Genomic DNA, 12,150 nt, shown 5'->3' on the forward strand with positions numbered 1-12,150 from the left:
AACCCGGTTTTCTCGGAGCCGTTCGGGGCGTTTCGTCCCGGAGTGTGCCGTCGTCTCTCGTGCCGCGATATCGCACACTTACCGGCAATCGGTTTCCCGACCGCAACTACTTTTTAAGTAGCTGACTGACTAGTCAGTTAGTGAGTGCAGACGAAACGACGGATCAGTCGGTCCCCGACGAGGTCCACGAAGAACTGATGGCCGCGACCTACCGGGCGCTGTGCGCCCACGGCTACGCGGACCTGACGATGCAACGAATCGCAGACGAGGCCGGAAAGAGCAAGTCCCTCCTCCACTACCACTACGGGACGAAACAGGAGCTGCTCGTCGCGTTCCTCGGCTACCTGTTCGACCGCTTCGAAGCGCGGGTCGCCGCGACCGAGGGCGACGCTCCCGAGGCTCGCCTCCGGGCCCTCCTCGACAAGATGGTCCCCGGAGCGGACGACGACCGCGACTACGACCGCTTCGGACTGGCGCTCAACGAACTGCGGACGCAGGCTCCGTACGTCGAGGCCTACCGCGAGCAGGTCGCCCGCAACGAGGAGGTTATCCGCCGCCGCCTCGCCGACATCATCCGCGAGGGCGTCGCGGAGGGCCACTTCCGCGAGGTCGACGCGGACCGGACCGCGTCGCTCCTGTTCGCCGCGCTCGACGGCGCGCGCCTCCAGCGCGTCGCGGTGACCGACCCCTCGGGCACCGAGACGGCGAGTCAGTCCGCCTTCGACGCGCCGACCGAGGTCCGCGCCGCGCTCGACGAGTTCGTCGTCGAGAACCTCGTGCGCGAGGAGGGCGACGAATGAGCGCGAAGGCCCGCGACGTCAACCTCGTCGACGGCGAGCTCGTCAAGCCGATGTTGGTGCTGTCGCTCCCGCTCGTCTTCTCGCAGATCATGCAGGTGGCGTACAACCTCGCCGACACCTTCTGGGTCGGCCGCGTCGGCTCCGAGGCCGTCTCGGCGCTGTCGTTTTCGTGGCCGCTCGTCTTCCTCATGATCTCGTTCGGCGGCGGCTTCACCGTCGCGGGGACGGTCCTCGTCGCCCAGAACAAGGGCGCGGGCAACCACGGCGAAGTCGACCACGCCGCCGGCCAGACCCTCGGGTTCGTCATCCTGCTTTCGGCCGGGTTCGCGGTCATCGGCTATCTGTTGACGCCGATACTGCTCCCGCTCATCGGGACGACGCCCGGCACGGAAGTCCACCAGTTGGCGGTCGAGTACACGCGCACCATCTTCCTCGGCGTCGCGTTCATGTTCGGCTTCTTCATCTTCCAGGCGCTGCTCCGCGGGTGGGGCGACACGAGGACGCCGATGTACCTGATGGGTCTCGGCGTCGTCATCAACGTCTTCCTCGACCCGTTTCTCATCCTCGGGTTCAACGCGAACCCGATATTCGGCCTCGTCGGCCTCGAAGGCCTCGGGCAGTCGCTTTTCGCCGCGACCGGCTTCACCGGCTTCGGCGTGCAGGGCGCGGCCATCGCCACGGTGTTCTCCCGCGGCGTCGGCGCGCTCGTCGGCTTCTGGCTCCTGCTTTCGGGTCGGGTCGGCATCAGCCTCTCGCCGCGCGACCTGATTCCGGAGCGCGAGACGGTCGAGCGCATCGTCCGCATCGGCGCGCCGTCGAGCATCGAGCAGTCGACCCGCGCGCTCGGCGTGACCGCCCTCACGGCGCTCGTCGCCTACGCCGCCGTCAACGCCGGCGGGGCCAGCACCGAGACCGCGGTCGCCGCGTTCGGTATCGGTAACCGCCTCAACTCGCTGGTCTTCCTGCCGGCCATCGGCCTCGCGCAGGGGACCTCGACGGTCGTCGGCCAGAACCTCGGCGCGGACCAGCCGGACCGCGCCGAGCGCGCCGTGTTCTGGGGTATCGGCATCATCGTCGCCGCGCTGGTGTTCGTCTCCGCCGCCGCGTACCTGTTCGCCGAACCCATCGTCTCGGTGTTCATCCCCGGCGAGGAGGCGGTCATCGCCATCGGCGTGGACTACCTGCGCATCATCGGCCCGACGTTCCTGTTCCTCGGGGCGTTCAACGTCGTCAACGGCGGCTTCCGCGGGAGCGGCTCGACCCGGACCGCGATGGTGTTCTCGCTCATCTCGCTGTGGGTGCTGCGCATCCCGGCGGCGTTCGTGCTCGTGGAGTTCTTCTCCATGGGCCCGACCGGCATCTGGTACGGTATCGCCTTCTCGAACGTCGGGGTGGCGCTCCTCGCGTTCGCGTGGTTCACCCGCGGCACGTGGAAAAACAGCGTCGTCGACGTCGGCCCCCGCGTGCCGACCGACGATTAAGACACGACTCCGCGCGGCCTCTTTTAGGCGGTCTTCTCGTCGGTGCCGTCGACCTCCTGCATCCCCGGCGCGGCCGACACGTCCACGTCCTCGGGTTCGTCGGCCCCGCCGACACCGACTTCGCCGGAGTCGTCTTCGACGTACACGTCGTCTGCGAAGCCGCCCTCCGCGTGGGGGTGGTCCGGGTCGTCGAGTTTGTCGAGCGTCGCGGGCGCGTCCGGGATGTCGATGGTGCGGAACTCGCCGAGCGGGTCGGCGATGTCGATGCCGTGGCGCTCGAAGAACTCCTCGTAGCGCTCGTAGTGGGCCTCGATTTCGTCGACCGGAATCTCCATCATCTCGGTCCAGCCGTGGTTGTAGAAGTCGAAGTTGGCCTGGACGTGGGTTATCTCGCGGGCCTCGGCCTCGGGGTAGCCCGCGTCGAGCGCCGCGAGGTAGGTGTCGAACGTGCACTCGAAGAACGCCGCCATGTGGTCCTCGCGCTCGTCTCTGCGGTCGGGGTCGGCCCGCTCGCCGAAGATGCGAACGTGGAGGTCCACCATCTTCTCGGTGGCGATGTCGCCGATGACCGGCATGGTGAGCGCCTTCTTCGTCGCGAAGTGGCGGATGTTCTGGCGAATCTTCATTTCGTCGTTCGCTTCGGGTCGAATACACGTAAAGACCACGTCTCCGGGGACGACGGCGCGTTCGCCCCGAGCGAGACGGACGCGACCCCGCCGCGACCCGCGAAGCTCCCGAACGAGATTTCACGACGTAATTTAATGCGGTTCGACCGCATGTGAGGGGTATGAGCGACTCCGCATCCGTCCGCGAGGACTCGGTCCTCGAATGCGACGACTGTATCTCGCCGGCCGAAGCGTTCGGCATCGTCGCCGACGAGACCCGACTCACCATCCTCGAAGCGCTCTGGGAATCTCCCGACCGACCCGTCCCCTTCTCGGAGCTCCGCCGACGGGTCGGCGTCGACGACAGCGCCCGCTTCAACTACCACCTCGGAAAGCTCCGCGGCCAGTTCGTCCGCAAGACCGACGAGGGCTACGACTTCCGGCACGCCGGCGAGAAGGTCGTTCGCGCCGTGCTCGCGGGGACGTTCAACGAGGACCCCGTCCTCCCGGCGTTTTCGGCCCCCGGCTCCTGCGTCGGCTGCGGCGGCTCGCTCGAAGCCGACTACGGCGACGAGAAACTCACCATCTCCTGTGCCGACTGCGCCCGGGTCCACGCCCGCGAGGAGTTCCCGCCCGGCGGCCTCGAAGGCCGTAGCTCCGAGGCGCTCCTGTCGGCGTTCGACCAGCGCGTGCGACACCTCCACTGCCTCGCCGCCGACGGCGTCTGCCCCGAGTGCGGCGGGACGACCGGAACCTCGCTGTCCCGCGAGGCAGACCCGTTCGACCTCGACGTGGTCGTGACTCACCGCTGCGCCCAGTGCGCCTACGAGGCCGTCTCCCCCGTCGGGCTGGTCCTCCTCGACGAGTCGACCGTCCTCGGCTTCCTCTCGTCGCGGGGGAACGACGTGTGCGGGACCCCCTTCTGGCGGTTCCCGTGGGTCGTCGGCGACGACGCGCTCACCGTCGTCTCCGAGGAGCCGTGGCGCATCCGCGTCCGCATCGAAGCGGACGACGAGGCGCTCGTCGTCGAACTCGACGGCGGCCTCTCGGTCGTCGACTCCGCCGTCGAACCTGTCGAGACGGTTGCATAAGTACGCTCCAGTAAGCCAGCGTACAGAAATGTAATTCAGATTACTATTATGGCGTCGGCGGTCGTCTCTCCAAACGAGGAGAACGACCATGTTCGACGACACTCACATCGGCCGCGGCGACGTGCGAGAGGCGCTCCCCCACCGGTACAGGACGCTTTCGGAGGCCGCCCTCGTCGCGGTCGCGGCGGTCGGCGGCGTCTTCACGGCGGGGATTACGGCGACGCTCGTCGCCCCGCTCGCTCCCGGCCTCGGCCTCGTCGCGCTGTTCGTCGGGTGGCCGGTCGGCTTCGTCGCCGGTCTCGTCGGCGTTCGCGGCGTCGTCCGGGTGGCTTCCGCCGGTCGCGGCGTCGTCCGCGCCCGTCTCGGCCACGTCCGCAGTCCCAGCCGCGACGCCGTCGCTCGCGGTGGCGACGACGCGGAGGCGACGCATTCGGAGTGCCCCGCGGCCACCGACGGCGGCTTCGACGGGCGCTTCGGCGAGACGCGATAACCATCCGTACTCGGCTTCTGTCTCTCGATTTCGCTGGGGTCCCCGAGGGGGAAATCAATCATGAAGGAGATAGCAATCCACATTAACCCCGAATACAAACGTCGGGTCATGAGCCAATCGTACGTGATCGTCGGCGACGGTATCGCCGGGGCCTCAGCGGCTGAGACACTCCGCGAAGAGGAACCCGACGCCGACATCACCATCATCACGGACGAGGGCGAACCGCTGTACAACCGCATTCTCATCAAGGAATTCGCCAAGGGCAAACTGCCCGAGGCTCCCATCTCCATCCACGACGAGTCGTGGTACGACGACCGCGACGTCGACCTCGAACTCGACACGCTCGTCACGAACATCGACCCCGAGGGCCACACCGTCACCGCCCACGACGGCACCGAGTACGACTACGACAAACTCCTCCTCGCCATCGGCGGCACGCCGACCCAACTCCCCGTCGAGAACTCCGACGCCGAGGGCATCCACCACTTCTGGACGTTCCAGGACGCCCGCGACATCAAAGAGCACATCGAGGGCGCGGACAACTCCGTCGTCATCGGCGCGGGCCTGCTCGGCATCGACCTCGCGGCCATCACGGCCGCACAGGAGGTCGAGGGCAAGTACCTCATGCGCGGCAAGGCGTGGTGGCGCTACGCGCTCTCCGAGGAGGGCGCGGAGATCATCCACGAGGCGCTCCGCGAGCGCGACGTCGAACCCGTCTTCGACTCCGGCGTCGACCACTTCGAGGTCGACGAGAACGACCGCGTCACGACCGCCGTCGACCCCAACGGCGACCGCTACGACGCCGACTTCGTCGGCATCGCGATCGGCCTGAACTTCAACACGGAGATTCTCGGTGGCACCGACATCGAGTACGACAACGGCATCTACACGGACGAGTTCATGCGGACGAACCACGACGACATCTTCGCGGCCGGTGACATCACCGAGTTCCACGACCTCATCCTCGGCGACCGCGCCCAGAACGGCGCGTGGGGCTCCGCCAAAGAGCAGGGCACCATCGCGGCCAAGAACATGGTCGACTACGGCTCCGAGGAGTTCCGCTGGGTCTCGTCGTACTCCATCACCCACTTCGACTTCCCGTTCCTCTCGTTCGGCCACCCGACGCTCGGCGACGACCACGTCGAGGCCAAGTACTCCGACACCGAGTGGCGGCGGCTCGCCATCAAGGACGGCAAAATCGTCGGCGGCGTCCTCATCGGCGACCTCTCGCCGCAGACGAAGTACAAGAAGCTCATGCGCGAACAGGTCGACGTGAGCGGCCAGAAGGAGGTCCTCGTCAAGCAGGACTTCCAGCTCGACGACCTCGAAGGCGCGGCGGCCGAACAGTAACCCGGGACACCGCGCCCGCTGTTTTCACCCGGCCAGCCGCGTCTGCGCTCGCCTCCGGTGCGCCCGTCGGCTCGCGTGCCGGCCGCGCGACGGTTCGCTCCACACCCGTTTTTGGCTCTTTCGTCCGGCGCACTCGCCGTCCGCCGGTCAGTCCGTTCCCCCGTCGTCCCACGCCTCACCGGCCAAACATTTATCTCCACCCGTGGAGTGTGTTATCACATGTCATCCAAAGACGGACAGCAACCGTCTTCTCCAGACGCCACCGCGCCGCCGACCGTCGCACCCGTCTCCGACGTCCCGCCCGGTGCGCGGGTCCACCACTTCGACGAGTTGAGCGAGCGGACCCAGCGCGCGCTCGCGGCCGCCAGTCCCGCCGGCCGGCTCGACATCGACCCGACCGCCTCGCGGCTCTCGCGGGGCGACATCGTGGTGTTCACCGACTACGTCCGCGTTCAGTAATCTCGCTGCGTCCGTCCCGTCGCCCGCGTTCTCCGGCCAACCCGGTCGCCCCCGAGCCGTGCGGCCGTCTCGTTGCGTCGCGTCTCGCGGACGGCCGGGACCGAAGTCGTTTTCCACGCGTCGCCGCCTATCGCCGGGTATGGCAACAGGTGGCGGCCAAGGAACGATGACGCTCGCGTTCGAACTCTCCGCGCTCAAGCAGCTCGGCGACCCGAACGCGGCGTTTTCTGACGCCCGGACGTGGACGAAGTACATCGGCGTGGTGAGCGAGAAACCCACGTACGTCGTGACGAACTTCACCCGGAAAGAGCGAATCCGGCAGGACTTCTTCTCCGGACCGCGCGGCGTCAAAGAGAGCCTCGAAAACGTGATGCGCCAGTTCGACACCGACCGGCACGTCTTCGTCGGCACGTCCGACGAGGACCGCGCGGTGGCCGAGGAGACCGGCTGGGAGTACCTCCCCGTCGAGGACGCCGCCGAGGCCGCCGAGTGGGTGCTCGCCGGCGACGACGACGCTCCCGCCGACCCCTTCGAAGACGAGGGGCGCGACGACTGGCCCTAGTCGGAACACAGCGGCGCGTTCGTCCGCGATTCCGTTCCCCTATCGAAAGCACTAATCAGCAACGGCACTTCTTATTCTCCGATGAGTCACCAGTTGCCTGACGTACAGGCCTCCCAGCCGGACGTGACCGTCGGGCTGAGCCAGGTCGGCGTCACGGGCGTCGAGAAGCTCGTCAAGATAGCTCGCGACGGGAAGCGACCCCTCGTCTTGATGGCGGAGTTCGAAGTGTTCGTCGACCTCCCCGGCGGCCGCAAGGGCATCGACATGAGCCGAAATATGCAGGTCATCGACGAGGTCCTCGAAGCCGCCGTCTCCGAGCCGGCCTACCGCGTCGAGGACATGTGCGGCGACGCCGCCGAGCGCCTCCTCGCCAAACACGAGTACACGACGACCGCCGAGGTCAGCATGACCGCAGAGCTCGTCGTCCGCGAGGACACCCCCGCCAGCGGCCTGTCCACCCAGAGCACCGCCCAAATCATCGCCAGCGCCACCGCGACCGACGAGGGCACCCGAGAGGAAATCGGCGCGGAAGTGGTCGGCATGACCGTCTGTCCCTGCTCGCAGGGCATGTCCGCCTCCCGCGCCCGCGACGTGCTGCAGGACCTCGCCGTCGACGACGACACCATCGAGGAGTTCCTCGACAAGGTGCCTCAGCCGGGCCACTCCCAGCGCGGCCACGCCACGCTCACCGTCGAGACGGAGGGCTCGCCCGAGGTCGACCTCATGGACCTCATCGACATCGCCCGCGACTCGATGTCGGCGCGCATCTACAACCTCGCGAAGCGCCCCGACGAGGACCACATGACCTACCACGCCCACGCCAACGCGAAGTTCGTCGAGGACTGCGTCCGCTCGATGGCCGAGCTGTCCATCGACGCGCTCGACCACCTCGGCGACGACGCGGTGGTCCACATGAAACAGTCGAACGACGAGTCGATTCACCAGCACAACGCGCACGCCGAGCGCGAGGTGACGCTGGGACAGCTCCGCGACGAGCTCGACGCCTGAACGCCCTCGACGCCCGAGACGCTCGTTTTTCGAATCCGACCCCGATTTCAGTTCTCGTTTCCGCCGCCCTGAGCCGCTACAGCGAGAGCGGTGCCGCTTCCTCCCAGCGCGGGTCGAACGTCGCCCGGAGGTCGGCGGCGAACTCGGGGTCTTTCAGGTCGATCATGGCGAACGCCTGTCCGGGGTCGAGGGGGTTCGGCACCTCGATACAGACCTCCACGTCGTCGATGAGGTTGAACACGCCCGTGACGTTCTCCGCGGTGCGCGCCCGGAAGTTCGGCGCGCTCGACAGTCGGTTCACGTAGCTCTGTCCGACGCTCTCGGGCAGGCTGTCGACGAGGCCAGGCGACATGAGCATCGACACTTCGACCCCGCGGTCGAGCGCGGCTTCCAGTTCGTCGACGACGAGGTTGCCGACGGCGTCGAGGTCGAACTGCGGCGAGGGCGTCCCGGCCACCATCACGAGCGAGTCGTCGGCCGCCGCGAGCCGCTCGACGAGCAGGTCGATGGTCTCGTCCGCGCCGACCGCGGCCGTCCAGAACTGGTCGTGGACCGGCTCCGCGGCGTCGAGCTCGTCGGTCAGTTCGTCGACGACGTTCTCGTACTGCTCGGCCTTCTCGGCCAGCTCTTGGCGCTTCGATTCGAGCAGGCGGTCCAGCGCCGTGTCGGGCTCGACGGCGACGTACTTCTTCGGCCGGCTGGCCGCCTGACTCCGGATGAGGTGGTACTGTTCGAGGCTGTTCAGCACGTCGTAGACGCGACCCATGGGAACGTCGCTGGCGCGTGACAACTCCTTGGCCGTCGTCGCGCCCGTCCGCAGAAGCGCGCGGTAGGCTCGGGCCTCGTACTCGGACAGCCCGAGGTCTCGCAGACTGGTCATGCACCGTCCGTCACGTTTCTCCTTGATAAACAAACCGGATGTTTACACCCGCGTTCCGTTGCCGCGGGTCGTTGTCAGGCGTCGGGCGTGACTGAAGACACCGCCTCCATCAACTCCTCGGGAGTGGTTGCCTCCACCGTCGTCTCGCCGGCGCTGACGCGCGCGGTCCCCGCCGGGAGGTCGTCGACGTCGGCATCGGGGACGACGAGCGCCTCGTGGTCCGCGACGCGGAGCGCCGCCCGGTGGAGGTCGGAGCCGACGCCGTCGTTGAGTTCGACGAGGAGCGGGTCGCGGAGGAGCCGCGCCGCCGCGGTCCCGTAGGCGGCGACCTGCACGCCGATGCGGTCCCACGCGCCCGCGAACGCGGCGATGGTCTCCTGTGCCACCTCGTGGTAGCGCCCCTCGCCGGTGAGCGCCGCGAGGTCGAGCAGCGCGTTCGCCATCTCCACGTTCCCGTCGAGCGGGCGCAGCGGCGACGACAGGAGCGCCTCGCCGCTCGCGGGGCCGTCGAGGAACGAGCCCTCGTCGAACAGCTCGTCGATGGCGGCGTCGGCGACCGCAGCGGCGAAGTCGAGAAACGGTTCGCCCGCCACCGACTCGTCGCCGAGCACCTGTCGGGCGCGGCAGGCCGCGGCGACGACGCGCGCCTGATCTTCCAGCAGGAGGTCCTCGCCCGCGTCGCCGCCGGACCGGAAGTGGGTCACGACGCCGTCGTCGACGAGGTCCTCGGCGATTCTGTCGAGCGCGCGGGAGCCGAACTCGCGGGCCCGCTCGTCGTCGGTGAGCCCCGCCAGCACCAACAGCGCGTCCGCGGCGAGAGCGTTGCCGCCGGCGTACACCGTGAGGTCGGTCCGCGGGCCGGGTGCGTTGTCGCGGCCCTCCTTCCCGAGGAGGTAGTAGTCCGTCCCCGCGGCGGGACCCATGCTCCCGGCGAACCCGGTTCCGGTCCACAGCGAGTCGACGAGGAAGTCGGCGGTCCCCGCGGCCGGGTCGAGGTAGGCGTCCTCGCCGGTGTAGCGGTAGCCGTTGGCGAACGCCCGCAGGAGCGCGGCGTTCGATTCGAGCGTCTTCTCGCGGTTCGGCTTCGACCACGCGGCGTCGTCGGCGTAGCGGAAGAAGCCGCCCTCGACGGGGTCGTACAGGCCGTCGCGAATCGCGTCGAGCGACCGGAGCGCCCGGCTTCGGTCGCGCTTCAGCGCGAACTCGACGGTCCGCGGGAGCGGGAACTTCGTGGCGTCGCCCCAGCCGCCGTGGGCCTCGTCGAAGGCGACTTCCAACTGGCCGGCGAGGTGCGATTCGATTTGCGGCGAGACCTCGCCCGCGGGCGGGAGGTCGCCCCTGAGCGCCCGCGGGAGGCGTCCGGCCTCTGCGCCCTTCTTGTCCCACACCTCGCGCACGCGGTCGACGACCTGCCGCATGCCGTCGGGGCCGATGAACGTCGCGCCCGTGATGGGGTGGCCGTCGGGCGCGAGGAAGACGGTCGAGGGGAAGCCGCCCATGTTGTACCGCTCGCGGATGCGCGGCTGGCGGTCCACGTTCACCCGAATCGGGACGAAGCCGTCGTTGAGGTTGGCCGCGATGCGCGGCTCGGCGTACGTCTCGGCGTCCATCTCGTGACAGTCCTCGCACCACGTCGCCGACAGCGAAAGCAGAATCGGCTTGTCCGCCGCTCGCGCCTCGGCGAACGCGTCGGGACCCCACTCTCGCCATTCGACGCGCGTCTCGTCGGTCATGTCCACCCATCCGCGGTGGACGCGGGTAAGCGCTTCGAGCCCTCGTGGCACGACCGGTCGCCGTCGGCGGGTCGCGGGGTCCCTCGATGGCCGCCGCGGTCGGATTCGCGGTCCCGGCGCGCCGCGGGCGGGACAAAAGGGCTATGGGCCGCGACCCGGTAGTGTCGCCCATGCGAACGCGCACGCTGATGGCGCTCTTGCTCCTCATCCCCCTCTCCGACGCGTTGCTGCTCGTGGTCGTCGCGCAGTACATCAACCTCGTGCCGACCGTCGCGCTCGTCGTCCTGACCGGGCTCGTCGGGATGCTCATCGTCCGCGCCGAGGGGCGACACACCCTCAGAAGCCTCCAGTCGAAGTTCGCCGGGGGCGACCTCCCGACGAACGAGGTCATGGACGGCGGCCTGCTCATCGCCGCGGGCGCGTTCCTCCTCACGCCGGGGCTCGTCACCGACACCATCGGCTTCCTGCTCGCCATCCCCGTGACTCGATACCCCATCCGCGAGGTGCTCAAGCGCTTCGTCGTCAAGCCGTACCTCGACAAGCGCGCCGACGGCTTCGTCACCGGCAACGTCTGGACGACCGGCTTCCCGCAGGGCGACTTCGGCCCCGGCGGCCCCGGCGGCCCCGGTGGCTCGCCCGGCCCGAGCGGCGGGAGCAGTTCCGGCGGAAGCGGTAGTAGCGGCAGTAGCGGCAAGGGCGGCGGTGACGGCGTCTACGACGCCGACCCCGACTCCTACCGGTTCGACCGCGACAGCAACGACGCCAACTAACGCGCCTTTCTCGCTTTCGCGTCGGTCGTTCGGTGGCTTCACCCGCGTAGCCGCGCGTTCGGCCCGCGTTTCGAGTCCCGCAATCGACCGACGACGCCGACATTCACTAACACGCACCAACGCGCCTCCGAAAAGAAAGTCTTAAAATCAACAGCGCACAACGAGTGAATGCGCTTACCTGGGCCAATAGCTCAGTCAGGTTGAGCGCTCGGCTGATAACCGGGAGGCCCGCGGTTCAAATCCGCGTTGGCCCACTCCCATCGATAACGTTTCGTTGCCGATGCGAGTCAGGGGCTGAAACTCCCCGGCCACCCAACTTCTGCGGATACCACTGACCGAGAGAACGTTCGGTCCGTCGTTCGTGCCGTCGGGACGAATCAGCGACGAAGCCTCGACTCCACCGACCGCGCGGTGACTGCCTCGGTACAGCGAATCACTAATGTTTAACCCAAATACTCGCCTATTCAGCGCAATTTCGATCCTATTTGCACAGAATCGTCTGCATTTATCAGCATATAGCTGGTCGAACGGTCGAATACGGAGAAAGCTATATCACGCAATAGATTGTGGTACTGAATAACATGGAATACGAACTCACCTGTCTGTACGGGTGCGGCCACACCTCCACGGCCGACTCCCGCGAGAGCGTCGGCGTTCTCGTGATGGAACACATGGACGACGAACACGACACGCCCGTCGACCCGCTCGAAGCGGGCGAACTCGCGTTGAAGCGCTTCGACGGCGCGTCGCTCCGGCAGGCGCGGCAGTAGCGAACAATCCGATTTCTGTCACGTCTTCCAATCCGAGTTTCTCTCGGAGACAACCGTCCCACGACCCCGAGCGGCGGTTCAGTCCGCCGATTTCATGCTCCGAGGGCCGACGGCCTCGGACAAATTTACTCAGTTCTGTATCCCAGTAGTA

The 12,150-nt window shown here is 67.7% G+C and carries 13 protein-coding genes and 1 tRNA gene; 11 read left to right on the forward strand and 3 right to left on the reverse strand.

Going from position 1 to position 12,150, the window contains the following annotated elements; genetic code table 11:
• The first annotated feature begins 140 nt into the window (after positions 1-140).
• Positions 141-800, forward strand: coding sequence for a TetR/AcrR family transcriptional regulator (locus tag NDI65_RS05515; RefSeq protein ID WP_089781664.1), 660 nt, complete (start codon positions 141-143; stop codon positions 798-800).
• Positions 797-2,281, forward strand: a complete 1,485-nt coding sequence (locus NDI65_RS05520; protein WP_089781662.1) for an MATE family efflux transporter — start codon at positions 797-799, stop codon at positions 2,279-2,281. Before NDI65_RS05515 ends, NDI65_RS05520 begins: the two co-directional genes overlap by 4 nt.
• A 23-nt stretch (positions 2,282-2,304) precedes the next feature.
• Here the strand turns inward: NDI65_RS05520 and NDI65_RS05525 are convergent, their stop codons facing one another.
• Positions 2,305-2,946, reverse strand: coding sequence for a DUF6149 family protein (locus tag NDI65_RS05525; protein WP_193310976.1), 642 nt, complete (start codon positions 2,944-2,946; stop codon positions 2,305-2,307).
• A 122-nt stretch (positions 2,947-3,068) separates the two neighbouring features.
• Here NDI65_RS05525 and NDI65_RS05530 point away from each other — a divergent pair, with 122 nt between their 5' ends.
• From NDI65_RS05530 to mptA, 6 genes are all read left to right on the forward strand, one after another.
• Complete coding sequence (locus tag NDI65_RS05530) at positions 3,069-3,977, forward strand: winged helix-turn-helix domain-containing protein (RefSeq protein WP_089781661.1); 909 nt, start codon at positions 3,069-3,071, stop codon at positions 3,975-3,977.
• A gap of 88 nt (positions 3,978-4,065) precedes the next feature.
• Positions 4,066-4,467, forward strand: a complete 402-nt coding sequence (locus tag NDI65_RS05535) for a hypothetical protein (protein WP_089781659.1) — start codon at positions 4,066-4,068, stop codon at positions 4,465-4,467.
• A gap of 108 nt (positions 4,468-4,575) precedes the next feature.
• Positions 4,576-5,817 carry an FAD-dependent oxidoreductase gene (locus NDI65_RS05540; RefSeq protein ID WP_089781754.1) on the forward strand — a complete coding sequence of 414 codons (1,242 nt, stop codon included), beginning with the start codon at positions 4,576-4,578 and terminating at the stop codon, positions 5,815-5,817.
• Positions 5,818-6,036: 219 nt separating this feature from the next.
• Positions 6,037-6,276 carry a hypothetical protein gene (locus tag NDI65_RS05545; protein WP_089781657.1) on the forward strand — a complete coding sequence of 80 codons (240 nt, stop codon included), beginning with the start codon at positions 6,037-6,039 and terminating at the stop codon, positions 6,274-6,276.
• Positions 6,277-6,442: 166 nt separating this feature from the next.
• Positions 6,443-6,838, forward strand: coding sequence for a hypothetical protein (locus NDI65_RS05550; RefSeq protein ID WP_004975410.1), 396 nt, complete (start codon positions 6,443-6,445; stop codon positions 6,836-6,838).
• Between the two features lie 81 nt (positions 6,839-6,919).
• A complete protein-coding gene (gene mptA / locus NDI65_RS05555) occupies positions 6,920-7,846 on the forward strand; it encodes a GTP cyclohydrolase MptA (protein ID WP_008575490.1) in 927 nt (308 codons plus the stop codon).
• 76 nt (positions 7,847-7,922) lie between these two features.
• Here the strand turns inward: mptA and NDI65_RS05560 are convergent, their stop codons facing one another.
• Together NDI65_RS05560 and NDI65_RS05565 are read right to left on the reverse strand one after the other, a co-directional pair.
• Entirely contained in the window at positions 7,923-8,726 is an 804-nt protein-coding gene (locus NDI65_RS05560) for a TrmB family transcriptional regulator (protein ID WP_089781655.1), read from the reverse strand.
• A 74-nt stretch (positions 8,727-8,800) separates the two neighbouring features.
• Positions 8,801-10,459 (reverse strand): DUF255 domain-containing protein, encoded by a 1,659-nt coding sequence (locus tag NDI65_RS05565; protein ID WP_089781653.1) that lies wholly within the window; start codon positions 10,457-10,459, stop codon positions 8,801-8,803.
• A 170-nt stretch (positions 10,460-10,629) separates the two neighbouring features.
• On the opposite strand from NDI65_RS05565, the gene NDI65_RS05570 reads away from it, so the two are divergent.
• The 3 genes from NDI65_RS05570 to NDI65_RS05580 all read left to right on the forward strand — a co-directional run bounded on the left by NDI65_RS05570 (position 10,630) and on the right by NDI65_RS05580 (position 11,999).
• Positions 10,630-11,229, forward strand: a complete 600-nt coding sequence (locus tag NDI65_RS05570) for an FxsA family protein (RefSeq protein WP_193310975.1) — start codon at positions 10,630-10,632, stop codon at positions 11,227-11,229.
• A 180-nt stretch (positions 11,230-11,409) separates the two neighbouring features.
• Positions 11,410-11,483: transfer RNA gene (locus tag NDI65_RS05575), tRNA-Ile, on the forward strand.
• A gap of 327 nt (positions 11,484-11,810) precedes the next feature.
• On the forward strand, positions 11,811-11,999 hold the full coding sequence (locus tag NDI65_RS05580) for a hypothetical protein (RefSeq protein WP_042661863.1): 189 nt from the start codon (positions 11,811-11,813) through the stop codon (positions 11,997-11,999).
• Positions 12,000-12,150 lie beyond the last annotated feature (151 nt).

The organism is Haloferax sp. S2CR25 (assembly GCF_031624535.1).
GTDB lineage: Archaea > Halobacteriota > Halobacteria > Halobacteriales > Haloferacaceae > Haloferax > Haloferax massiliensis.